The sequence below is a fragment of the Endozoicomonas montiporae CL-33 genome (genome assembly GCF_001583435.1).
GTDB lineage: Bacteria > Pseudomonadota > Gammaproteobacteria > Pseudomonadales > Endozoicomonadaceae > Endozoicomonas_A > Endozoicomonas_A montiporae.
Genome location: NZ_CP013251.1, coordinates 3177414 through 3202546 on the forward strand (window position 1 = coordinate 3177414; position 25133 = coordinate 3202546).

The window sequence follows — 25133 nt, forward strand, 5'->3', positions numbered from 1 at the left end:
ATAAAAACGAAATGGAAGGGCAACCTACTCCATTTGGACAAGAAGACATCTACCTGCTCAGCCAGTATTAACAAGCAACCCGTTTTGCCGACAACTCCTTTGATTGCCCAAAGGAGTCATTATGAAACGCGCCCTTATCAGCCTTTTACTGACATTCGCCAGCTTTACTGCCACAAACCTGCTCGCCAGAGACAGCGTTGAAAGGCGACTGGTTATTGAAGTTGGCTCCAGTGCCATCAAATACGCCATTGCCGATGTCAACAGTAGCACTGATACCATTCTCGAAATAAAAGATCAGGACAGCATTGCTTTTCGCTTACACGACAACGTGTTGAATAATGACAAACGCATTATTGATTCAGCCACACTGAACGCTATCTCGGATATTTTTCTAAGACTGAAAGACAAGGCCAGTTATTATCACACCCGCCATATTAAAGTGGTGGCCACAGAAGCTGTCCGGATTGCCAGCAACAGGGTCGAGGTTGAGTCGTTACTTCAGGGAAAAACCGGTTTTGTGATGCAGGTTCTGAGCCAAGATGACGAAGACCGGATGGATTATTTCACCGCTCTGCGTGTCAGCAAAAAGCCCGGCAAACCCATTGTCTGGGATATAGGCAACAACAGCTACCAGCTGATTGCCAGTGACTCTGAGGCAAACTCTTCCGGATACAACCACCTCGCTTACAAGGGTGATTATGGCTCCCGGTCATTTTTCCGTTATCTGCTGGAAGTGGTTCAGGGCAAGAGTCTTGAGGAGAACAGCAACCTGCACCCACTGACCAGAAACGAATACAAAGAAGCCCTCAGGTTTGCTCACCATCTGGCGGAAAGAACACCGAAAATGATCCAATCACAAATCGCCAGAAATAATGGCGAGGTGGTGGCTATCGGCAGCCTGTTTCAATACAGTCTGCTGGAAGCAATAAAGGCCGAGCCCGATCAACTTCAGGTTACGCAGAACGAAGTAAAAAGATTTATTGAGCGTGCTCTGGAGCTGGAAGAGACGGAACACCACAAAGATAGCAAAGAACTGCAGCTTAACCGGCTGGGATTTCGTCAGCATGAAGGCTTTTCCCATTTGACGCTGTCCAACGCCATCATGGTATACGGTTTTATGCAGGAACTGGGCATTCTCAGCCTGACCGTGGCAGACCGCACCAGCACCGACAGCATTCTGGAGTACAGCCCGTTTTGGCAGTAGACGGACTGTACTCAGGATCAGCCGCTTTTCTCTACTTCAGCATCAAACTGATCTGACGGACTAACCGGTCACGAATCATATCAGTATCCAGTTCATCACCAGACTGAACCATACTCTGGTATTCAACCTGCATAATGACCGCTGCAAATAACTGAGCGTCAATGGCAGGCTGTTCAGAGCCAACACGTCCGAAAAAGCTTTCCAGACTGTTCAGCAGATAAGACTGGTGATTAAACGCCACCGGACGCAGGTTTTCATTACGCAGGCATTCCAGCTGGAACGAACGCTCTGCAATCAGGTAATCCCGATGATCTTTCAGCTGAGCCACAATGTAATGCACCGCCAGATCGACCATTTTTCCGACGAATACCTGCCGGACTTCCTGACTCAGGCAGGCCGGATGCTGTCCATCAAGCAAAGCCAGAGCTTCCTGCAGCTTGGTATCAGACTCTTCCCAGAAGGCTTTGAATTTTTCAGCACCCATTTCTACAAATAGGGTAAAAGTGTCTGTAATCAGGTCTGAAATATCCTTGAAGTAATACGTGGTGGCTGACAAGGGAACATCAGCTTCCTTGGCAACCGCACGGTGACGTACACCCCGGACACCATCGCGCACAACAATGCGCAGTGCCGCTTCAAGAATAATGCGCCGACGCTGTTCACTGGTAGCGCGACTGGTTTTTCGCCCCTGATACTTCAGGGCTTCATTTCCATTTGACGATCCGCTGGAGGAGGTTCCATTGGCTTTACGGGCCTGAGAAAGAGAGTCGCTCACTACTTCACAGTTCGTTTCTTCCATTTGGAAATGCCTTATACCGTTTAACCATTCTGTTCAAATAAGACCTCACTAGACCTGCATTACAGATAAATGCACGGACAGTGATGACCTGATCGATTTATTGTTGTGTTGCAATACCTGTATTCAGGCACTGCTGAACATCTCATGCCCTCATAAAAAGCCGACTAAAGGTAACCACGACTGCCTCTGAGAGTGAGATGGTGAAGGAGTATAGAATCTAAACGGCACTTATGCCCAAAGTTCGTTCATCTGGCTGCCTCAGAGCTATTTTATTAACGATTCCAAAAGTCTCAGGAGCCTTTTATTCAGCTATCTTAAGCGAGTCTCCGGAACTACTCTGATCGAGGGGATAACCATGAAAGACACAGCTATGAGCCATGCAGAAAAACTTGGCCTGCTCAGGGGAGCCTTGCTGGAAGTGCTTGGCAACCACGATGCCACCAAGGTGGGTGATTATTTTACCGATGATGCGGTCATCATAATCAATGAAAAGCGACTGGAAGGGAAACAGCAGATTTCTGACCGGCTGAACTGGATCAGAGCCAATACCGGCAATATATCAGTCACGATCCACCGGGCATTTTTCCATGAAAATCAAGGATTTGACCATCACACCACTGAAGCGGTTACAGCGGATGGCGAACCGGTCACGTTTAAAATATTTGGTTATTGCGAACTGCGTGACGGCAAAATATGCCTGTATGAAGACGTAACGATACAGACTGCAGGCAAAGAAGCCATGCATGTCGCGACTTCTAGCCGAATATAAAAGCACCCGAATAAAGAAGTACTCGGACATAAAAGAGCTTTTTCAGCTTTAGAAGGGATTAAAGAACCGGTAGTGGCACAGTTCTGTGATTCTAGCCCTGTCTGCTAAAATACGACATTCGGCAACTTTGAAAAATGCGGTTTAAAAATGTGCCTTACGCAAGTCCTCTGTACAACATGTGGCAGTAACCAAGTTCGGCCTTTCGGATACAGCACTCATGATGTTCCACGATACTATTGCTGTAATGACAAATGTGAAATCAAAACCTTCATGCTTGAATATCGCTACAAGGCCTGTGAGCCTGGCGTTAAAGAAAAAATCATCGATATGGCAATAAATGGCAGCGGAATCAGGGATACAAGTAAAGTACTCGGAATAAGCAAGACAACAGTAATAAAGACTCTAAAAAAAAAGAAAGCGGTCTGGTAAAGGTCAACCCAAATATTCAAACTATTGATCTCAAGTCAGATGCAATTATTCATGTAGGGCTTGTCTGCCAAGAGGCTGAGCTAGATGAGCAGTGGTCGTATGTTCATGATAAATCGAACCAACGCTGGCTTTGGTATGCTGTTGATCACGCTACAAATACCGTGCTTGCTTATGTTTTCGGAAAACGGAAAGATGAAGTTTTTAAAGAACTCAAAACACTTCTGAAGCCATTTGGTATTAATAAATTTTACACCGATGATTGGGGAGCCTATGAGCGACACCTTGATGAAAACATGCATATTATTGGTAAAGCAAACACTCAGAAGATAGAGCGTAAAAACCTTAATTTTCGGACTTGGATTAAACGGTTGGCCAGAAAGACAATTTGTTTTTCAAAGCTCGAAAAGATGCACGATATTGTTATTGGATTATTGATTAATAAAGTTGAGTTTGGGGTCAATATTCACGCGATATAACAGTTCTGGCCCACTACCAAAGAACCGATACAGCTGGCCAACCCTGACCAGCTGTACCGAAAGGCATTATACCTGTGGACGCATGTGTGGGAACAACAGCACGTCACGAATAGAAGGCGCATCGGTAAACAGCATCACCAGACGGTCAATACCAATACCTTCACCGGCCGTTGGTGGCAGGCCATATTCCAGCGCATTGATGTAGTCTGCATCGTAGTGCATGGCTTCATCATCACCGGCATCCTTTTCAGCCACTTGCTGACGGAAACGCTCCGCCTGATCTTCCGCATCGTTCAACTCGGAGAAGCCGTTGGCAATTTCACGACCGCCGACAAAGAACTCAAAACGGTCCGTCACAAACGGGTCTTCATCACTGCGACGAGCCAGCGGAGAGACTTCCGTTGGGTACTTGGTGATGAAGGTTGGGTCCATCAGGCGATGTTCAACGGTTTCTTCGAAAATCTCGATCTGGATTTTGCCCAGACCCCAGATGTCTTTCACTTCGATGCCCAGTTTCTTAGCCACTGCCGTCGCAGATTCGATGTTATCGATGTCCGCTGCCGTCAGCTCAGGGTTGAAATGCAGAATGGACTCGAATACCGACATGCGGGCGAAAGGCTTGCCGAAGTCCAGCTCATTACCCTGATAGGTCACTTTGGTGCTACCGGTCACGTCTTCCGCCAGCAGACGGAACAGCGTTTCGGTATGATCCATCAGGTCAATGTAATCCGCATACGCCTGATAGAACTCAATCATGGTGAATTCAGGGTTGTGGCGGGTAGACAGACCTTCGTTACGGAAGTTACGGTTAATCTCGAACACACGCTCAAAACCACCCACAACCAGACGCTTCAGGTACAGTTCCGGTGCGATACGCAGGAACATATCCATATCCAGAGCGTTGTGATGGGTCACAAACGGACGCGCTGTGGCGCCACCCGGAATGGTCTGCAGCATTGGCGTTTCTACTTCCATGTAGTCATTCTTGTGGAAGTAGTCACGGATCACCTGAATGATACGGGAGCGCACGCGGAACGCATCGCGGGACTCATCGTTCATGATCAGATCCACGTAACGCTGGCGGTAGCGCATTTCCGTGTCGGTCAGACCTTTGTGCTTATCAGGCAACGGACGCAGGGATTTGGTCAGCAGTTCAACACCTTCCATATCCACATACAGATCACCTTTACCGGAGCGCTGCAGCGTACCTTCGGCACCAATGATGTCACCCATATCCCAGGTTTTGACTTCCTTCAGGGTGTCCTTAGCCAGAACCTTGCGGTTCACGTACACCTGAATGCGACCGGATACGTCCTGGATTTCCATGAACGCACCACGGTTCAGCATGATGCGTCCAGCCACTTTCACCTTGTGACCCGTTTCCAGCAGTTCTTCCTTACCGGCATCCTTGAACTTTTCCTGCAGGTCAGCCGCATAGGCATCACGACGAAATTTGTTCGGGAAGGCTACCCGCTCAGAGCGAATAGCAGCCAGCTTTTCACGACGCAGGGCAACCAGACGGTTCTCTTCCTGCGCGTCGATCATTTGTTCTTCAGACATTGCCTTACCAAAAAATTTTCCAAAAAGTCTTGCAAAAAGGTAACGATTACAGCCCCTGCTTCAGGCTGGCCTCGATAAACTTGTCCAGATCCCCGTCCAGAACGGCCTGCGTGTTGCGGGTCTCAACGTTGGTACGCAAATCCTTGATGCGGGAATCGTCCAGCACGTAGGAACGAATCTGGCTACCCCAGCCAATATCCGACTTGGTATCTTCCAGCGCCTGGGCATCGGCAGTACGCTTCTGCATTTCCTGCTCATACAGCTTCGCTTTCAGCTGCTGCATCGCCTTATCTTTGTTCTGGTGCTGGGAACGCTGGTTCTGGCACTGCACCACAATACCGCTGGGCTCGTGGGTAATACGCACCGCCGAGTCAGTGGTGTTTACGTGCTGACCACCCGCACCACTGGAACGGTAAGTATCGATTCGCAGATCAGCCGGATTGATTTCAATTTCGACATTGTCATCAATTTCCGGAGACACAAACACCGAAGAGAACGAGGTATGGCGACGATTACCGGAATCAAATGGAGACTTACGTACCAGACGATGTACACCCGTTTCAGTGCGCAGCCAGCCAAAGGCGTATTCACCGGAGAACTGAACGGTTGCGGACTTAATGCCTGCCACATCACCGGCAGAGACTTCAATAATCTCGGTTTTGAAGCCTTTCTGTTCACCCCAACGCAGGTACATGCGCAACATCATGTTGGCCCAGTCCTGAGCCTCTGTACCACCGGAGCCGGACTGGATGTCCAGATAAGCGTTGTTCGGGTCCATTTCGCCGGAGAACATACGCTTGAATTCCAGAATTTCAAGCTTCCGGGTCAGTTCGTCCAGCTCTTCCACCACACTGTCTACACCCTCTTCATCCTGCTCTTCCACGGACATATCAAGCAATTCCGTGGAATCTTCCAGACCCGAGGTCATGGCATCGATGGTGGAAACAATACCTTCCAGAATGGAACGCTCTTTACCGAGCGCCTGAGCGCGTTCCGGTTCGTTCCACACATCCGGATCTTCCAGTTCCCGCTCTACTTCCTGCAACCGTTCGCTCTTGTGAGCGTAGTCAAAGATACCCCCTAAGCACGTCCGTACGTGCCGTCAGGTCTTTAATACGTTCCTTGATTGGATTAACTTCAAGCATGACTCTCTCGCTCGGTAAATCGCTCTACTGGATATCAGTCGCCGGTTAATTAACAAGGTTGGGTGCCTGCTGACCGACGAAATAGAAAAGTTAGCCGGTTATTGTAACTGATGCGGCCATATCTGGGAATCACCGATCTTCTCAAGCACCTGATAATCCCTATTTTTTCTGAAGCTGAACATTCATCCAGCAAATTTTGATGAATCGGGAACCTTTTAGGAACCTCTGTGTCAAAACCCGTTGCATGAGAACCAACAACAAGAGACGTTCATAATGACAATGAAAAAACTGGCGGCTTTCGCCCTTCTGCTTCCCCTGACCCTCATCAACGTTCCAGCCTTTGCCGGAGATGAAGAGCAAACTGATGAAAATAACGGTGAATGGGTACATAGCTTTGAATGGACTCTGGCTCATAACGAACAAGAGGATGATAATCAGAGTGATTCGGAAAAGCCGAAGTCGCCTGAATTTACTCTGTCAGAAAATGATGGCGCAGAGTCTGAGGATGACTCTGGCGAGGAAGATCGTGGGTAATACCATAACTTCTAAAAACAAGGCGGTTTATTCGAATTTGGTAGCCGCCCTGTTTTTCCTATAAAAATCATTCGGTTAGTCATAATCACCTCTCTTGACGTTTTTTTATCCGTTCACACCATACAGAAATAAAACGTCAAAGCAGCCCCTCTTCATGCACTGAAGAAGTTTACCCCATGGAAAATGTCTGACAGCGGCTTACTCTGAAATAAAGGTAAGGATGCATTAGCAGGAGTTTTCCGTGAAAGGGATTGATCCAAATTCTTCTAACGTCAGTACTCAGTACCCCAAGCAGGAGAAACCTGCTAAAGCTGAAGAAACACGTGAAGTTAAGATTGGCGATAAAGAAGCCAAACTCAGTACGCCTAAAAAATGGTTGAACAGACTGATCTCTGTACTCTCCACGCCCAGTGAGTGGGGCCGCTCAATCAAGGCAAAACTAAAAACGATCAGCCCCTTTCGACACACACCTCAACCTAAGGATCAACCGCCAAAAGCCGAGGGCACCCCACTTCAGGAACGCTCGGTTACTACTGTAAACGGCAGCGAGACTCCTTCAGTCAGAAGGGGTCCTCTACCCGCACCACCTGTTTCGGAAAGGCCAGCCTTAAAACCTAAACCTCGCACTTCGAACGGACCTGCTTTACCGCCCAGATCGTCTAATCCAGACAGCCCTGCTTTAAAACCTCGACCTTCCGGTTCAAACCAACCTCAGCCAAGGAAGCCCGTTCCTGAAGTGATGCCCCAACCGAAGTCACTGGTAGAGTTTGGAACGCATTTTGCCAAAGGTGATTATTTTGATCAGACCGGCAATATTAATAAGAATCTCGTTAAGGTACATTTGGGACGGTTAAGTAAAGAGCAGCTGAGACCCGTTAAGAGTAATGATGCCTTCAAAAGTTTACCTCTGAAATCAAAGACATTGGTTCAGGAAGTGTATGCTGAGAAAAAAGTGACTGAAGAAATTGCCAAGATATCGGATGGTTCACCGGAAGAGCGACAAGAAAAGTTACAAAATCTGAGAGAAAGACTCGGAGTACTCTATACCAATAAAGAAACAGGACAGCCTGCAGAAACGTCTCGACTTCTTGTGAAAGAGTTTGACCGGCAGCTGTTAACTGAAAAATACTCAGCAGCCTATGATGCAAAAACAGAGCTTGATCCAAAATTACAAGACAACTTTCCAGACGATAAGGAATTAAAAGAAAATCTTACAGAAGAAAATAAACAAATCCTTAGAAACTACGCACGGCTGAAGCTGGACTCTCAAGATATAACTGAAGCACTCACTGCACGAGCTGATAGAACACAACGCTTTCAGTCTGAGGCAGTACCCAAATTCAGGGACATAGTCTGCGATAAGGACAGCTGTGCCGCTGAACCAAACCATCTTTATCACTGCAATACTGTTGAGACACCTTCGGGGACCTACGTAGCGGCTCAAGGCTGCGTAGAAGAAACAGAGGCAAACTTTATTTCTATGCTGGCATACCAGAAATCAGCTATATCCGTTTCACTGGTCAGTAAAGAGGAGCTTGATGCCCCAAAAATCACTCCAGACAACCCAATTGGAAAAAAATCAAACAAACGCACAACAAGTGCAGGCCCTCGAAATGTTGGTGAAGAAAAAACCTACAACAACGTTACGGTAAAGCTCGAAAATCAATTTTGGTTGGATGATGGAAACATAAGGGTAGATGTACTTAAACTGGATGGAGAGCAACACTTTCGAGTTTACGATACCGGTTGGGAAGATCACACTTCCGGCAACCCATCAAGACTTGCTGCGCTCTCAGTACTTATTGAGCAGTTAAGACAGGACCCTTCCGTCGCTGATCGTAAAGATAATCCGACAATCGTTAACTGCAATGCTGGCATTGGACGAACAGGCACACTCATTACTCTTAATAGCAGTACCAGAGAGTATCTTGAACATGGTCAGGTGACTTCAAATGTTGACGACGTCATACTCAAGGCCAGAGAAACACGCAAGTCATTTGTTCAAACTGCCGGGCAACACAACACGCTTAAAGCCTTACATCAGGACTTACCTTCCGTACTTAATCCATTACTGAATGCAGCCGGGCTGGAAGTGCCCGAGGTTGTTCACGAAGCAGTTGCTGATAATGAAGCCGATGTTTACGAAAATCTCAGACTCTCTCCCTCCGATTCAGAAGAAGCCGCTGAAGCCGAGAGCATTGCATCATCTCAACATCAAACGTCGGGAACAGTTTCAACCGCTAAACAATTTATGGAACGATTTACATCCGGTGAGTATAATCACGAAAATTTCTGGGACGCTGTTTCTCAGGATATTTCAACAATCCACAATTCTACTCAATTGAGAATCCTCACCAGCGAAATCAGCAATTTCGCCAAAGACTATCCAGAGTATGAAGAAGCTGCAATGGAAGTGCAGAAAATAGTTGACCAGCAAATGGAAAGTATTGCCGAACCTGGCAGCGTTGTTGATAGCATCAACAAACCTCCCATTCAGGTTCGTTAACCACTGTTCACAAATCAGGTATGTCATCTAAAAATATACCTGATTTCTGGTTTACCTAATGCCACACTCAACTTGACTTTTCTGACAACAAAGTCTTCTACAGACGTTTATATAATTCTTTTGTCACGTTTAATATTGTTGTCTATAACATTACTTCGCCGTCTAATTACGAGTGAATGTCTGATGTTATTCCGCGCTCTGAAAAAAACAGGGCTAATCGCCTTGTTTATCATTTCTGTTTTCGCTCTTCAAGCACAGGCCGAGAATGAATCTACCCATGAGTACCGAAGACCACCGAGCATGCTTCCTGAGAACATCGATAAGCTAAAACCAACTGTCCTATTGTGCTTCGTCAGGGAAGATAAAAAAGAATACGACCAGACCCAGAACGTCAGAGAATGTAAAGAATATATTGGCTATGTCACTAAAGCATTGCCTGAAACAAACAGCGCCCATGTCTGCAAATATGATGTCAATGGAACTGAAATGACTGAGTACACACACTTCGAGTGGCTGGACGCTGACTTCTACGCAATTGATGGATTCATGCATTTCCATGCATCAACCGTTACGATTCCCGGTTCGGAAGATTATTATTACGCCATGAGGCCTTCGAACCGTCCCTCTACAAATATCGAACCCATTTGCGCATTTGTGCACAAAAAAGAAGGTAAAATATCTTTTGGTTATGAACATAACGATAATGGCAATCTGACCTGCGGAAAACAGAAGATTGTCAGAGCAGTGTATAACCATACTTACGAAAGAATTAACTGTGCAAAAGCACCACAAGATTCCGGCTTTTCACTTCTTGAAACAATGCCCAAACCCGGTGGCGCACCAGGCTCATGCCCTGACGATGCAGTCACCACAAAGTGTCGTGATTGTAATGGTGACGGCTGTGGTGCCTTCAAGTGTTCTGCATTTACACATTGGGACACATGTCCGGACGACACTCTCTGTGGTTATGAAAAATGTGTAGGTGGATTTTGTCCAGACAAACCATGGTGTAGACCTGCAGAGAAATCTACACAGAAAACTATGAAAGCTGACGAATTATAAGCAGAACACCTGACATCTGCTAATGCAGGATGGCTGATAGCCATCCTGCTATCAAACCACCATCGTCTTGCTCGCTTTAAGCAACAACCGTAAATCTACAAAACCGCATGCTCCACTTCCTGCCTGAAAGGCGGCAAAGAGTTCAGAATCATACGACCATACCTTTGCGTCACCACCCTTCGATCCATGAGGGTAATGCGTCCGGTGTCCTGCTCAGTTCGTAACAGGCGACCACAGGCCTGCACCAGTTTAATGGCAGCATCTGGAACGGTAATTTCCATAAACGGATTACGCCCCTGAGCTTCCAGCCAGTCAGCCAGAGCCGCTTCGACCGGGTCATCCGGTACTGCAAACGGAATCTTGGCAATGACCACATGCTCGCAGTATTCTCCGGGCAAATCGATACCCTCAGCCAGACTTGCCAAACCAAACAGAATGCTGGTTTTACCTTCATCGATGTTTTTACGATGCAGCTTCAGCAGCTCTTGCCGGGAGTAGTCATCCTGTAAAAGAATCTGATCCCGCAGCGCCTGTTCCAGCCCGTAATACACATCGTTCATCTGTCGTCTGGAAGAGAATAGTACCAATGAGCCTTTTATACCCTGAAGCAGTTCCGGCAACATCTCGACAATTTCCTCAGTGTGCGCCTCACTGTCACGAGGGTTGGACTCCATCGCTGGAATCACCAGTCTGGCAGCCGTCGCATGCTGAAACGGGCTGGGCACAATGACACACTTCGATTCTGATGGAATGCCGGAACGCATACGATAACGGTTAAAGTTACCCAGAGCGGCCAGAGTTGCAGACGTCACGATAGAGGCATAACCCGGGTTCCACAAAGTCTGCCACAACGTCATAGACGACAGAATAGGACTGCTGAACACTTCCAGTTCTTCACCGAACGAGCCTTCCGTCCATTTCACCCAGCGAGCGCTGGGCGGCTCACCTTCCGGATCAGGCAACGAATAGGTCAGCCATAACTGAAACTGGCTTTCCATGCGCATCTGCATAGCGCCAATTTCAGGGTATAACTGTTCGGCCTGCCAGCGATCAATTCCGGGAACATCACCATCCATGGCATCGTTCAGGTCTTTGGCCACTTTTTCCAGCATGCCACTGCAACGACTGAAACCGGCTTTCAATACTTCTGCCTGCTGACGGATAGCAGCCGGTACAACACCTTCCGGAAAACGATACACGGCAACCGTTAAATCACCCTGCACTCTGGGCTCAAACGTCGCTTCCCGATGCAACATTTGTCGGGTATGTCCCAGCGCATTCACCAGTTGATCAAATTCCGGTTGCAGCTTTTCCAGACGTTCCCCCAGCTCACCGGGCAAGGCGTTCTGACCCAACACTTTCTGCAAATGTTTTCCGGCCTTTTCCAGCCAGCTGGCCGTTCCTTTCAGACGGGCATGACAGGCAAAGTGATCAATAGCCTTATCCGGCAGGTGATGGCCTTCGTCAAAAATATAAATGCAGTCTTTCGGATCAGGCAGAATTGCCCCACCGCCCAGCGCCAGATCAGCCAACACCAGATCATGGTTGGTCACCACCACATCGGCCTGATCAAGGTCATTGCGTGCCTTGTAGAACGGACACTGGTTGAAATAACCACAACGTCTGCCACTGCACTGGGCATGATCGGTGGTAATCAAACGCCATTGCTGGTCTTCCAGAGCCTCCGGCCAGCTATCGCGATCACCCTGCCATTTTGAAGCAGCAAACTCTTCCAGCATATGCTGATAGAGCTTCAGTGCCGTTTCATCCTGTTCTCCGGCACTGCCTTCTCCGGCAAACATATCCATCAGCGAAGCCACCGACTGTTCTTCCTGCAGCAGTCGATCCAGTTTGCTCAGGCAGGCATAACGCCCGCGACCTTTTGCCAGGGTAAAAGAAAATTTCAGGCCGGTTTTAAGAATGATGTCCGGCAGGTCTTTGCTGATAATCTGTTCCTGCAACGTGACCGTCGCCGTTGAAATCACCAGTCGTTTGCCTGCAGCTTTCGCCATGGCAACGGCCGGAATCACATAGCCCACCGTTTTGCCGGTGCCGGTGCCGGCTTCTATCACGGTCACCGACGGGTCCGACGTTCTTCGCCCTTCACTGTCGGTGTCAATATCCCCCAGCGCCCGGGCAATTTCAGCAATCATCTGCTTCTGACCGGGACGAGCCTGCAGCTGCTTACTTTTCAGAAAAGCACTGTAAGCCGTCTGGATGGTTTTTTTCTGGGATTCTTCAAGCACTATCTTCTAGCTCACCCTTTAAGTACTCAACTACGTAAGTTCACTCATCAGAAACAGCCACATCGGGCAGCCGTTTCATTAATGTCATTAAATGAAAACCGCCGAAAACAATGATCAGCAGGCGGTCTTTGACCGAAAGAGGAGACCCCAGAGCCTGAAAGCGTCGCCCGAAAAACCACTGTTCCAGACCATGCACCAGCAGCACCAGGGGCAACAGCCACAGCAGAACAGAGTAGAGAGGTTGGGCAAAGGGAATAAACAGGTTGCGAATGGATCCCAGCCAGAACAGGCCGATGATAAATTTCCCCGCTTTCACAATGGACTCCTGTTGGTCTTTTTCTGACAGGGAGTGTAACGAATTTATGCCAATGTTTCCTGTACATCGAGACAGTATTTTCTATTGTGATCGTTTACAAACCACTTATGGCAGGGATATAGCCATGGTTTACACGCGACTCTTTATGTCATTACCGCAACTTATGTTATCGCGGCAACTCCCGGCGAAACACCGGGAGACAACCCTCAACTTAACCGCAGCACTTTTTATATTTTTTACCGCTGCCACACAGACAGGGATCATTACGCCCGGGCATGGTTGCCGGAATATCCGGATAAATGAAGTACCATTGTCCATTCTCCAGAATAAAATCAGACGTTTCGTGGTGAGCCGACTCACCAGAGCCATCACGGTACCATGCCTTGAACTCGACAATGCCTTTCCTGTCTCCGGCCTGACCCGCTTCGGTTCGCAACACATCAAGGCGAGTCCACTCCGTGCTGTCTGCACGCTTCATAATGCCGGCTTTATCCAGCCCATCGTGCTGACGGGGCCAGGTGGTCTTTAGCAGATAATCCACCTTCTTCAGATAATAAGCACAGAATCGTGATCGCATGAGCTGCTCGGCTGTAGAAGCCGCTTTGCCATTATGAAAAGATTGACAACAATGCAGATAGGTGTGACCACTTCCACACGGACATAATGACTCGGGTGATATAACATTCATAGTCAATCGGTATTGCTCATTGGAATTGCTCATGGGTATTCGGGTCAGTGTGCCTACTATGATCTTCTGTCGTCAATATGTGGTTACTTCTATTATGGTTATCTTCAACCAGTCATCAAAACCAAGCCTTAACTTATCCGGAGTCTGTTGCTAAAACTCAATAAAGGCTGAAGAAGTCTACTAAAAATTAATATTAATTTAAGTTCGGATTATAAAGACATGCCAGACAGTGCTTACTATCAAGTATTTTCACTGCTACAATTCGTTACGCTCATCAAATCCCGATTATCAGACAGAACTCATATAACAGGATTCATTCTATTAGCACTCTCTCTGAAACCTGTAATGACAAAGGCAGATTCGGAATACCATACGTCGGATCAATACCTTTCCGAAAAAGACCATTTTGAAGCCCGATTAATTAACGACTTTAATTGTAAAAAACTATCAGACACCGAGTTACAAAAAGAACTTGATGCACATTCAAAATTATTACTAAACAGTCTTTTGGGTGAAAAGCTATTAACAACCCCATGGCTTAGCTGTACTCCAAGAGAAGAAAATGACATGGATAGCCAATGGGGCTCAGAATCAGATCCGGCATTTCCTGATAACACAGAAAAACATCTTTTGTTCAACCGAGGAGCCTCTGAGTCAGGTGTTCTTAATGCTATACCCTTTATAATGCCTGTCCTCCTTTTTTCGTTAGACCATCTTAACATCAAGGGAAAAACCGGTTACGACTCTTATGCTTTACTGCATCATTTACCGGTAGGACTAGGAGCCAGTTATTATTATCTAACCAGACAGCAATCTTACGAAGAAAGGGTATCCAGTGGCTTTCAACCCGAAGGATCCGGAGACACAATTATACCCTTAATGAGCCTCGGCTATGCCATTTACGAATTTATAGATTCAGTAATAAATCGTAGCCCTGAATATTTATTTCATAGCAGTTTTTTGATTGCAGGAATATCCTCAGCTCACTATTATGGCATGATCTCAATGGTGACAGACGGGCTGTCAATGGAACTGTCTTCAATAGCTCTGCACTATTATCACAAACACAAAGGAACATCTAATTTTAACAGATACACTGTAGTCTACTTTATTTCCAGGTATGGAATGTACGGACATATATCTTATTCTATAGTAAATGCCTTCCTGACAAATAACGACTATGAGCACTATCCTTTATTAACTGGAGTTACGCACCCTCTACGAATCATCAAGGTTTCCGAACGAGGTCATTGCTCTGTAGCCCTGATTCCTTCGTTTAAGGTGCGTAACATCAGTTATTAATACAACTCGCAACGCCCGCCACTATTATTTCAGCATTCAATTTTGCCATGACGTACGGGTTAATTTTAAAGTTTATTAAATCGAACTCTCAAAAGTAGATAATCAGATGACGTCAAACATCATTCACAACTGTTCTATTTTCATACTAAAGTCTGCAAAATAAATCATCGTAACGATGAGAACACAGTCAACCAAGTCATTAGAGTTTGGACAAACCTGATCAAAATACACCCGCAACAAGCTACTCAAATGGGGCTGTTCACAGAATCCAAAATTAGTACTAGCGTCTACACCACACTTAATAGTAATGTGGCTCACTGCGGACACTGCACACCATGAATGGATAGAAGAGCAAAAACATTGTCAGAGAGCAACACTTGCTGGCAAATGGTCTGGGTAGAATGGAAGGCTGAAAGCCGGATGGTCTACTCGCTGAAATGATCTGTTAGCTATCCATCCATGGCTGAATAATAAATATAACCACAACAGAGAGCGACCTATGACAGTACTAAAAACATTAGGTATGGCTATTTTCGGGGCAGGCATCGCGGTTTCTTCCGTCAGCGCCAATTCTCCAACCGTTCAGCAACAGTTTGTGACCATTGGCACCGGCGGAGTAACCGGTGTTTATTACCCAACCGGTGGCGCAATCTGCCGTCTGGTTAACCGCTCCCGTAAAGACACTGGCATTCGTTGCTCTGTGGAATCCACCGGCGGCTCTGCCTATAACCTGAACACCATTCGCGCCGGTGATATGGACATGGGCATTGTTCAGTCAGACTGGCAGTTCCATGCCACCAACGGCACCAGCAAGTTTGAAGCCAATGGCCCGGACAAAGAACTTCGTGCCGTGTTCTCACTCCATCCTGAAGCCTTTACTGTGCTTGCCCGTAAAGACGCCAACATTAAAACCTTTGAAGACCTGAAAGGTAAGCGCGTCAATATCGGCAATCCAGGTTCTGGTCAGCGCGGCACCATGGAGCAACTCATGGCAGCCAGTGGCTGGACAACAAAAGTCTTCTCTCTGACTTCCGAGCTGAAATCCTCCGAACAGGCCAAAGCGCTGTGCGATAACAAAATCGACGCGTTTGTATTCACTGCCGGTCACCCCAGTGGTTCCCTGAAAGAAGCCACCACTTCCTGTGATACCAACCTGGTCACCGTCACCGGTCCAGCCGTCGATAAACTCATCAGCGAAAATCCTTACTACCGTACCGCCACCATTCCCGGCGGCATGTATCGTGGTAACGATGCAGACGTCCAAACCTTTGGTGTCGCCGCCACCTTTGTTGCTTCAACCCGTTTGAGCGATGAAACGGTTTATCAGGTAACCAAGTCTGTATTTGAAGACCTTTCTACCTTCAAACAAATGCATCAGGCATTTGGCACTCTGAAGAAGGAAGAAATGATTACCGATGGTTTGTCAGCACCTCTGCATAAAGGCGCTGAACGCTACTTTATGGAAGCTGGCCTGATCAAGAAGTGATTCTTGTTCGTCAATCATGAATGGTAAAACCCGGTTCACCGGGTTTTACCGTTGTTTATGGAATTCATCGATTAACGTTCAGGTCAGGTTTTCCCATGGAAGTCAAAACATCAAAAGAGGCTCTCAGGGAGGCTCAAAAAATTGCCCAGCAATCCGACCAGGGGGCACGAAGCCCGGTTGGTCTGACAGGAAGACTCATCCTTGCCGTCACACTCTGCTGGTCTCTGTTTCAACTGTGGTACGCATCACCACTGCCTTTTATTTTCAAATTCGGTATTTTCAATGACACTCAGGCCCGGGCCATTCACCTGAGCTTTGCGGTCTTTCTTGCTTTCATGGCGTTTCAGGCACGGCGCAAGTCGTATCGTGACCACGTTCCTGTTTACGACTGGATGATGGCACTCCTTGCCAGTTTCAGCTCTGCCTATTTGTACATTTTCAGCTCCGAGCTGGCTTATCGCTCGGGTGCTCCAACCACCATGGATCTGTTTGTTGCTGCTTCGGGCATTATCCTGCTACTGGAAGCTACCCGTCGTGCACTGGGACCTCCCCTGATGGTCGTTGCACTGGTGTTTATCACCTATGCCTTTGCCGGTCCCTACATGCCGGATGTCATTGCTCACAAAGGCGCCAGCTTTAACAAAGCCATGTCCCACTTCTGGATCACAACCGAAGGCGTCTTTGGCGTTGCCCTGGGGGTATCCACCAATTTTGTTTTCATGTTTGTGTTATTCGGTGCCTTGCTGGAAAGAGCCGGTGCCGGTAACTATTTCATTCAGGTTGCATTTTCATTGCTGGGTCATATGCGCGGCGGCCCCGCGAAAGCCGCAGTGGTTTCTTCCGGCTTGAGTGGCGTTGTATCCGGTTCATCCATTGCCAATGTCGTGACGACCGGCACCTTTACCATTCCACTAATGAAGCGGGTCGGATTCCCGCCCCACAAAGCGGGCGCTATAGAAGTTGCTGCCTCCACCAATGGTCAACTCACGCCCCCTATTATGGGAGCAGCCGCTTTTCTGATGGTAGAGTATGTGGGGATTTCCTATCTGGAAGTGATCAAGGCGGCACTCCTGCCCGCCATCATCTCTTACATAGCCCTGTTTTATATTGTTCACCTTGAAGCAGTAAAAGCCGGAATGGAAGGCTTGCCACGCAAACATACCCGTACCAAACTGCAGGCATTACTGTCGTTTACCGGAACCTTTGCCGGACTGTGTGTAATGGGTGCTGCCGTCTATTACGGCATTGGCTGGACACGGGGCTATATGGGTGACTATGCCATTTATGTGATTGGCAGCGCCTTACTGCTAAGCTACGTTGGCCTCGTTAAGCTGGCTTCACTGCAACCCGACCTGCCTCAGGATACCGAAGCCACTCTCAGCCACACCCCCGACCCCGGCCCGACACTGAAGCGCGGCCTCTACTATCTGTTGCCGATTGTCGTACTGCTCTGGTGCCTCACTGTTGAACGCTTCTCGCCCGGCTTATCAGCCTTCTGGTCAACACTGGTGATGATTGTTATCACTCTGACCCATAAACCATTACTGTCGTGGTTTAGAAAGCAGCCAGACGTGAGTGAGATAAAGCAAGGCTGGTTCGATATGCTGAACGGGCTGTTGAGTGGTGCCCGCAACATGATCGGTATTGGTGTGGCTACGGCGACCGCAGGTATTGTGGTGGGTGCCGTGACCCTGACCGGCATCGGGCTGGTCATGACCGAGTTTGTGGAATGGATATCTGGCGGTAACGTCATTCTGATGCTGGTATTCACTGCATTAATCTGCCTCGTTCTGGGCATGGGTCTGCCGACCACCGCCAACTATATTGTTGTCTCCACCCTGATGACGCCCGTCATTGTGACGCTGGGGGCCCAGTCCGGGCTGATTGTACCACTCATAGCCGTTCACCTGTTTGTGTTCTATTTCGGCATACTGGCAGACGACACGCCACCGGTCGGTCTGGCGGCTTTTGCTGCTGCTGCCATTGCCCGTTCCGATCCCATCCGCACCGGTATTCAAGGCTTTACCTATGATATCCGTACTGCGGTTCTGCCGTTTATGTTTATTTTCAACACCGAACTGTTGTTGATCGGAGTGGACAGCTGGCTGGAACTGGTGCTCGTTGTCGCCAGTGCCCTGACCGCCATGCTGGTATTCGCCACGGCAACGCAAGGTTACTGGCTCACTAAAAACCGCTGGTATGAAACCATTGGGCTGCTGCTGATTGCCTTTACCCTGTTCCGCCCCGGTTTCTGGTGGGATCAGATCTATGATCCTTACCAGACATACGAAGGAGAACAGATTGTTGCCGGACTGGAAAACGTGCCTCTGAACGATGAGGTACGGCTGTGGGTATCTGGCGAAAACCTTGATGGCAGACTCGTCAGCAAACTCAGCATTCTGCCTACAGGGCCAGAAGCAGGTGCAGACCAGCAGCTGAGATTCATGGGACTGCAAACCTATGAATCAGACGGTGAACTAAAAGTGGATATGGTCAGCTTTGACAGTCCGGCAGAGTCAGCTGGCATTGACTTTGACTGGAGCCTGAACCGTCTGGAAGTAGACGTTCAACGCCCGCCAAGACAGTTGATCTGGATTCCGGCTCTATTGCTTCTGGGGCTGATATTTTTGGGACAACGTCGGCGCAGTGCAATACCCGAACCGGTCTCTGCAACCTAGTGCTGAAAAGCGCTAATATCCATACATCATTATACTTGCAGAGGTCGAGCCCTATAAGTCCACTTGAAAGGCTTGGCCATCCTCTCATTGAAGAAATCTATAAAGCCATGAAGTCTGGTTTTCAGGTCTTCAGTTGATGTAAATGTGCCTCTTTTCAAGAACCGTCTCACCAAAATTGAAAACCAGATTTCAATTTGGTTCAGCCATGACGCATGCTTTGGTGTGTAATGGAATATAACTTTATGGGATGGGTCACTGAGGTAAGCCGCCCGAGTCTCCATATTTTTCAAAATACCTGACTTACCCTTGACGCCGAGTTCATCCGCTGGTGTGTTTCGATAGCTGCAACCTTCATGACAGCCGCTTCTGACATATGGGTATTCAATCTGTCCATGACCAGGTGCCAACCTGCCGCATTTGGATCGCTGGTTAAAACAATATCCAGCCAGTCAGAAAAATCTTGCTCCGTTCGAGTATCTCGAATAAGAGGAATTATTTTTCCTGTAACCACATCCATACCGGCCAGCAAAGCCTGCGTACCATGACGTGTATACTCAAATTCACGCTTTTCTATGTGACCCGGTTTGACCAGTTTGTTTGGTTTCACCGGCTCCAAAGCTTGCATACCTGTCTTTTCATCAAAAGAAACGGTATTGATGCCTTGTTCAGCGCGTTCAACTGCTTTCTGGTAGGTGTCACATATATCAGCGCAACGGATTTCAAACTCCTCGTCTTTTGGAGTATCAACCCAACCCTTGACCTTATCTGGACGAATGTCGGCCTGATTTTAAAAAACGCCCCACCTGCCTTTGTGAGATAGATGGGACGATTTTTGTGTCAACTGCCGCCATGGCTAATGAGTTTTCTGACCAGTGGCTGAAAGGGTAGCCATGATCTTCTGGCTTGTCGCAAGACAGAGCAATAATCTGGCAAATCTGCTCAGCAGTAAACTTAGGTGGAGTGCCTGGCCTTGGGGCTTCTTTTAGCTTTTCCAGAGTGGCCTGTTCATCGGATCGCTCGACCCAGTGTTTACGCCAGCGGGTAACTGTTTCTCTGGTGCATTTTAATTTTTTAGCTGTTCCGAGTAAGCTTTTTCCTTCTGCGCCGGCCAGTATGATTTTAGCCCTGAGGACAAGTGATTGACCACTTTTGCGCTTTCGAATTATGAGTTCAAGGTCTTTACGCTGTTGGTCTGACAGGTGGATTTTCTGGGTGTGTTTTGACTGCATCCGTGCTGCTTCTAACAAAGGAAAAGTTGTAAAACGGGTGCAGATCAAAACACAATTTCAGGTGCATGCATATTAGAGCTTTCCAGCACTAGATATAAGAATCGACATGCAGCGGCTATAGCTTCTCGATAGTCGCTGCAATAGCTCTGTCTATATTATTCTCTGCTGTAAACAGTCCCACACTCGCCGATACCTTCTGATAGAAAAGAGTGATGATTCCTATGAACGACCCGATCAGTCCGGTAGATCTTGTCGGCACATCTACCTGGCTGGCACTACAAAAAAATAATACATGGTTAAACGACTCGACAGGCATTTGCCACCTTCGGGGAATACGCCGATTGATAAAATCACTGCCATTTCTGGGCAGGCTGGCAGCACCCAAGGCCAGCCAACCATCCCTTGATCATATTAAGCAGCAATTGCGCAACAGAAATATTTCCGAAACCGACATCAAACTATTATTGAAAGCAGCCAACATCGTCAAGCTGAGCTGCTATGGCGGGCTGCTCACCGAAAAGCCTTACAAAGCAGTTAGCAAAGAAACATTACTCAACCTTGTCAATCTTGCTAACAAAAGCCGTGGAGAGTTGTTGAGTAAGGCTGGCGAAAAAAGCCGCGGGGCATTGGGTCGATACATTCGCAATGAACATCAGGAAGCCGGTGCCATTGGCTCCAGCCTGAGAGTGATTCCTGACACATCGGAAAACCCTGTCCTGCCACCATTGAATACGCAAAAACGCATTCCGATCACTCGTCGCTCCACGACGACCAGTGAACAGCCACCTGCAATAAAAACACCGACAGACGAAGAAGCGGCAAAGAAAAAACCTGTCCGAAAAATTATCCCTTTGGAGGTTCAGTTCACACGTCTGTTTCTTCAACTGCAACTGAAAGATAAACGGTTAGAACAAAAACACCTTCAGACACTCATTAACTTAGGAGTCCTTCACAAAGATAACCTTCACGGGAATGATGACCCGGCCATCGAGCAGCTGACTCAGGAAGCCTGTAAGGCACTCGGATTCGATCAGGATTGAACCCTTTCCAGGCGCCCTCCATCCAACCGATACACCGCATCCATTTTCTGCAACAAACTCTGTTTATGAGTAATCATCAGCACGGTGCGATGTTGGTACACTTCCAGAAGGCGATTCAGCAACAGCTGTTCACTGAAACGATCCAGACCTTCCGAGGCTTCATCCATAATCAGAATTCTGGCTGGCTTCAACATGACACGAGCAATAGCCAGACGACGCTGCTCACCTCCGGAAAGCGTGATTCCCCCCTGCCCCAGCCACAAATCAAGGGGATTTTCCTTTCCAGAAAGCGCCTCACGAACGGCCACCAACTGGTTTAATCCTGTCGTCTGCAACAGTTCTAACAATCGATCATCACTTGCCTGAGGATCAGCCAGTTTCAGGTTATCCCGCAAAGTAGCACTTAATACATGGGTTTTCTGCGGTACAACAGCCAGCATCCGATAAAGCGACTTCTCGCTGAACGCGGTCACCGGAACACCGTCAACCGACACCCGCCCACTGTCACAGTCGTGATAGCGGGTAAGCAATCCAGCCAGTGTCGATTTTCCACAACCGGTTTTACCCAACAAGGCAACATGGTGACCGGCAGGAATATCCAGAGTCACCTCATTCAGTACAGGTAGCTGATCGTAAGCAAAGCTGACCCGGTCAAACACGACATGTCCTTCTACCTTTGGCTCCTGCTGACCATAGGCCATCGGAGGCTGATCAATCACTTCTTTCAGCTGGCCTGCGGCCTGTGTTGTATAACCCAGAAACTGGAAAGCACCGGGCACCGGCATCAATGCTTCAAAACCTGCCAGCACTGCAAACACCGACATCACCATCACCGGACCGGAAATGACGCCGGCCTGATACTCACCTGCTGCCAGATACAACATCAAAACCGCAGAACTGCCGGCAGCAAAGGTTAACAATGCAGAACCCAAGCCTTCCAGCTTCGACAGCATCGCCTGATGCTGGTGCAGCTGCTGTTCACGGTCATTGATCTGCTGACGAAACTCCGGCTCGGTTCCCACAATCTGAAGCTCTGCCATGCCCTGAAGATAATCCAGTGCTGCCTGTCGCAACTGTTGCTGGCTGATGCCTTTTGCTTTGCTACTGTGTTTCCCCAATGCATAGAACAGGGGCGGCAGCACCAGCAACCAGCCACCCATCATCAGCAAAACACCCTGACCCAGTACTGTACTGAACCAGCTCAGACCCAACGACAGAATCAGAATCACCACGACAGCCGCCAGAATCGGGCTGAACATTCTCAGATACAACTGATCCAGTGCGTCAACATTAGCCACCAGCCGGTTTAACAAATCACCTTTACGGAACTGCTTTAACCGGTGCAAAGGCACAGGGGCCAGACGATCAAAGAACCAGCCTCGCAACCATGCCAACAATTTGAACGTGGCATCGTGACTGACCAGTCGCTCGAAGTAACGGGAAGCCGTTCGGGCAATAGAGAAACCGCGAACACCTGCGCCGGGAGTAAAGAAATTAAAGCTTTGTGCCGTTGCCAGCACCAGACCGGCAATTGCAGTGGAAGTAATAAACCAGCCAGAAAGAGCCAACAAGCCAAGACTCGCCAGTAACGTGGTGATCGATAACAGTACGCCCAGTGACATGGCACCAGGATAGCGACGATAGAGTTTAATAAACGGCAGCAGGTTACCCATTGATCACTCCCTGTTCCTGATCCTGTTCCTGTTTCAGTTCGGATACAAAGCGGAAGTAGCGATCATTCAGGGAAGCGTCACCTGTCTTCAGCGTTTGAGGTTCTCCGGCTACGACCAGCTTGCCACGTTCCAGCATCAGAATCCGATCCATGGAATCAATCTGTTCAAGACGGTGCGTCACGGTAATCACGGCACAATCCGCTGGAATGACTTCCAGAGCATCCAGAACCAGCCGCTCACTCAGGGCATCCAGACTGGCTGTGGGTTCATCCAGAATCAGCAGTTTTACGGGTTCAGCAATGGCTCTTGCCAGAGCAATACGTTGCGCCTGACCCACGGACAGATTGCCACCCTGCTCTTGCAACCGCGTATCAATACCCGACGGCAGTCTTTCGATAAATTCCATGGCCTGAGCATTATGCAAAGCAGTGAGCACCTGCTCACGACTCAACTCACGACCAAAACACACATTATCGTACACAGTTCCATCAATAATTAATGGCTGCTGCCCCAGCCACGCAATGTTCTTTCTCCAGGATTCGGGAGACACCTCTCTCAGCTCACAACCATTCACCTGCAGTTGACCGCTGTAGTGCCAGAAGCCCATAAGGGTGTTAATCAGAGTGGATTTACCCGCACCCGAAGGGCCGATAATCGCCAGTCGTTCTCCTGCACTGACCGAAAAAGACAGGTCGGAGAGCAGAGTCTGACCACCCGGAGCCACCACTGACAAACCCGACACATCAATGCTCACTTCATTAACGTCAGGCAAAATCGCAGTGCCTGTCAGGTGCTCAATATCATCCTGCTCCAACACCTCAATAATGTCAGCGCAGGCACCGACTGCCCTGGCCTTGGCATGATAGTGAGTGCCCAGATCCCGCAGTGGTTGATAGAAATCCGGCGCCAGCAACAATAAAAACAAACCGGTAAACAGGCTGACACCCGTACCATAACTGCCAAAATCCAGATAACCGAGAAAGCTCATACCCAGATACACAGCCAGAATGGCAATGGAAATCGAGGCAAAAAACTCCAGCACGGTAGACGACAGAAAAGCCAGCCTTAACACCTGCATGGTTTTAACCCGAAAATCGTCACTGGCCTGTTCCAGTTGCTGTTTTTCATAAGTGCTGCGCTGAAACAACCGCAAAGTTTCCATGGCCTGAAGACGATCCAGAAAGAAACCGCCCAGACGATTCAATGACTCGAAGTTGCGACGGTTAGCCTGAGCCGCTTTCAATCCGACCAGAATCATAAACAGAGGAATCAGTGGAGCCGTGCCAAGAAATACCAGACCGGCCACCCAGTTAAGAGGAAAAGCGACAACCACAATCACCAGAGGAATCAGGGCGGCCAATGCCATCTGCGGCAAATAGCGGGCAACAAAATCGTGCAGCTCTTCGACATGCTCCACCAGCAGGGTTGACCAGCTGCCCGCCGGACGGGTAGCAATGGTCACCGGCCCCTGTCGTTGCAGCTTTTGCAACAGGGCAGAGCGAATGCTTTCACGCACCTGAACGCCTGCATTAAAGCCACAGACTTCCCGACCCCAGTTGCAAATCGACCGCACCAGCAGCACCAACAAAATGGCACCTAACGACGTGGTGAGTTCTGAGCGCTGTACACCATTCATGACCAGCTTGTGGATGCTGTCTGCCAACAGTGCAGCCTGAACAATCAACAACAGACCACTGCAAAGACCCAGCAAAACAGAGGCTATTAACCATTTTCGGGCAGGCGATACCTGTCCCATTAACCAGCGATAGGCGGCCTTTTCAGCCAACCTGTCCGTCGAACTGCTCATATCAGACGAAACTCTCAAACGCTTAAGAAGCTGTTCATGATCTTTTGAGGAAAGCGAAAATGGCGAGAAATGCAGCCCTCAACAAGATTGTGAATAGCTTCTGACACTTCGGAAAATACAGAGTCGCACTGTAACAGATAGCACCGTTATTACCACAGTACAAAATTTAATTATTTTTCATAAA

At 48.3% G+C, this 25133-nt stretch carries 21 protein-coding genes; 10 read left to right on the plus strand and 11 right to left on the minus strand.

The features are described 5' to 3' along the window. Positions 1–121 precede the first annotated feature (121 nt). Positions 122–1204, plus strand: a complete 1083-nt coding sequence (locus EZMO1_RS14535) for a Ppx/GppA phosphatase family protein (RefSeq protein WP_034872668.1) — start codon at positions 122–124, stop codon at positions 1202–1204. Positions 1205–1235: 31 nt separating this feature from the next. On the opposite strand, the gene EZMO1_RS14540 is transcribed toward EZMO1_RS14535, so the two are convergent. Beyond that, positions 1236–2003: a TetR/AcrR family transcriptional regulator gene (locus EZMO1_RS14540; protein WP_051789249.1), complete on the minus strand. Its 768-nt coding sequence runs from the start codon at positions 2001–2003 to the stop codon at positions 1236–1238. A gap of 355 nt (positions 2004–2358) precedes the next feature. Between EZMO1_RS14540 and EZMO1_RS14545 the strand changes: the two genes are divergently transcribed. Both EZMO1_RS14545 and EZMO1_RS28220 read left to right on the plus strand, forming a co-directional pair. Further along, positions 2359–2772 carry a nuclear transport factor 2 family protein gene (locus EZMO1_RS14545; protein WP_034872666.1) on the plus strand — a complete coding sequence of 138 codons (414 nt, stop codon included), beginning with the start codon at positions 2359–2361 and terminating at the stop codon, positions 2770–2772. A gap of 147 nt (positions 2773–2919) precedes the next feature. Beyond that, a protein-coding gene (locus EZMO1_RS28220; protein WP_420809906.1) for an IS1 family transposase occupies positions 2920–3677 on the plus strand; the annotation gives its coding sequence in 2 pieces (ribosomal slippage) (positions 2920–3187 and positions 3187–3677; 759 coding nt in all). Between the two features lie 66 nt (positions 3678–3743). On the opposite strand, the gene lysS is transcribed toward EZMO1_RS28220, so the two are convergent. Next, the gene (gene lysS, locus EZMO1_RS14560; protein WP_034872661.1) at positions 3744–5237 is read right to left on the minus strand and encodes a lysine--tRNA ligase; all 1494 of its coding nucleotides are present in this window, start codon (positions 5235–5237) and stop codon (positions 3744–3746) included. Between the two features lie 46 nt (positions 5238–5283). Then, positions 5284–6382, minus strand: a protein-coding gene (prfB, locus tag EZMO1_RS14565; RefSeq protein WP_145912609.1) for a peptide chain release factor 2 whose coding sequence is annotated in 2 segments (ribosomal slippage) — positions 5284–6306 and positions 6308–6382 — 1098 coding nt in all. Because the reading frame shifts where the segments join, the coding sequence is not laid out codon by codon here. A 273-nt stretch (positions 6383–6655) separates the two neighbouring features. On the opposite strand from prfB, the gene EZMO1_RS14570 reads away from it, so the two are divergent. The 3 genes from EZMO1_RS14570 (at position 6656) to EZMO1_RS14580 (ending at position 10484) form a co-directional block, all read left to right on the plus strand. Further along, positions 6656–6916, plus strand: a complete 261-nt coding sequence (locus tag EZMO1_RS14570; protein WP_034872657.1) for a hypothetical protein — start codon at positions 6656–6658, stop codon at positions 6914–6916. 241 nt (positions 6917–7157) lie between these two features. After that, positions 7158–9422: a protein-tyrosine phosphatase family protein gene (locus EZMO1_RS14575; RefSeq protein WP_034872656.1), complete on the plus strand. Its 2265-nt coding sequence runs from the start codon at positions 7158–7160 to the stop codon at positions 9420–9422. A gap of 183 nt (positions 9423–9605) precedes the next feature. Further along, positions 9606–10484, plus strand: a complete 879-nt coding sequence (locus tag EZMO1_RS14580) for a hypothetical protein (RefSeq protein ID WP_145912610.1) — start codon at positions 9606–9608, stop codon at positions 10482–10484. A 95-nt stretch (positions 10485–10579) separates the two neighbouring features. Here EZMO1_RS14580 and dinG read toward each other — a convergent pair whose 3' ends face one another. From dinG to EZMO1_RS14595, 3 genes are all read right to left on the minus strand, one after another. Next, positions 10580–12730, minus strand: coding sequence for an ATP-dependent DNA helicase DinG (dinG, locus tag EZMO1_RS14585; RefSeq protein ID WP_034872652.1), 2151 nt, complete (start codon positions 12728–12730; stop codon positions 10580–10582). A gap of 40 nt (positions 12731–12770) precedes the next feature. Then, positions 12771–13046 (minus strand): DUF1145 domain-containing protein, encoded by a 276-nt coding sequence (locus tag EZMO1_RS14590; protein ID WP_051789248.1) that lies wholly within the window; start codon positions 13044–13046, stop codon positions 12771–12773. Between the two features lie 211 nt (positions 13047–13257). Beyond that, positions 13258–13767 (minus strand): YchJ family protein, encoded by a 510-nt coding sequence (locus EZMO1_RS14595; RefSeq protein ID WP_082211553.1) that lies wholly within the window; start codon positions 13765–13767, stop codon positions 13258–13260. A 312-nt stretch (positions 13768–14079) separates the two neighbouring features. Between EZMO1_RS14595 and EZMO1_RS14600 the strand changes: the two genes are divergently transcribed. The 3 genes from EZMO1_RS14600 (at position 14080) to EZMO1_RS14610 (ending at position 19200) form a co-directional block, all read left to right on the plus strand. Next, positions 14080–15036: a hypothetical protein gene (locus EZMO1_RS14600; RefSeq protein ID WP_034872647.1), complete on the plus strand. Its 957-nt coding sequence runs from the start codon at positions 14080–14082 to the stop codon at positions 15034–15036. 499 nt (positions 15037–15535) lie between these two features. Beyond that, positions 15536–16522: a TAXI family TRAP transporter solute-binding subunit gene (locus EZMO1_RS14605; protein ID WP_034872645.1), complete on the plus strand. Its 987-nt coding sequence runs from the start codon at positions 15536–15538 to the stop codon at positions 16520–16522. Between the two features lie 95 nt (positions 16523–16617). After that, positions 16618–19200: a TRAP transporter permease gene (locus EZMO1_RS14610; RefSeq protein WP_034872643.1), complete on the plus strand. Its 2583-nt coding sequence runs from the start codon at positions 16618–16620 to the stop codon at positions 19198–19200. A gap of 29 nt (positions 19201–19229) precedes the next feature. On the opposite strand, the gene EZMO1_RS28225 is transcribed toward EZMO1_RS14610, so the two are convergent. The 3 genes from EZMO1_RS28225 to EZMO1_RS14625 all read right to left on the minus strand — a co-directional run bounded on the left by EZMO1_RS28225 (position 19230) and on the right by EZMO1_RS14625 (position 20429). Beyond that, a complete protein-coding gene (locus tag EZMO1_RS28225) occupies positions 19230–19481 on the minus strand; it encodes a transposase (protein WP_034872641.1) in 252 nt (83 codons plus the stop codon). A gap of 5 nt (positions 19482–19486) precedes the next feature. Then, positions 19487–19825 carry a transposase gene (locus EZMO1_RS27370; protein ID WP_034872640.1) on the minus strand — a complete coding sequence of 113 codons (339 nt, stop codon included), beginning with the start codon at positions 19823–19825 and terminating at the stop codon, positions 19487–19489. 136 nt (positions 19826–19961) lie between these two features. Continuing rightward, a complete protein-coding gene (locus EZMO1_RS14625) occupies positions 19962–20429 on the minus strand; it encodes a helix-turn-helix domain-containing protein (RefSeq protein WP_034872639.1) in 468 nt (155 codons plus the stop codon). 221 nt (positions 20430–20650) lie between these two features. Here EZMO1_RS14625 and EZMO1_RS14630 point away from each other — a divergent pair, with 221 nt between their 5' ends. Next, positions 20651–21469 (plus strand): hypothetical protein, encoded by an 819-nt coding sequence (locus EZMO1_RS14630; protein ID WP_145912612.1) that lies wholly within the window; start codon positions 20651–20653, stop codon positions 21467–21469. On the opposite strand, the gene cydC is transcribed toward EZMO1_RS14630, so the two are convergent. Together cydC and cydD are read right to left on the minus strand one after the other, a co-directional pair. Next, positions 21460–23142, minus strand: a complete 1683-nt coding sequence (gene cydC / locus EZMO1_RS14635; protein WP_034872633.1) for a heme ABC transporter ATP-binding protein/permease CydC — start codon at positions 23140–23142, stop codon at positions 21460–21462. The genes EZMO1_RS14630 and cydC overlap by 10 nt on opposite strands. After that, a complete protein-coding gene (gene cydD / locus EZMO1_RS14640; protein ID WP_034872632.1) occupies positions 23135–24949 on the minus strand; it encodes a heme ABC transporter permease/ATP-binding protein CydD in 1815 nt (604 codons plus the stop codon). The genes cydC and cydD overlap by 8 nt, the downstream gene beginning before the upstream one ends. Positions 24950–25133 lie beyond the last annotated feature (184 nt).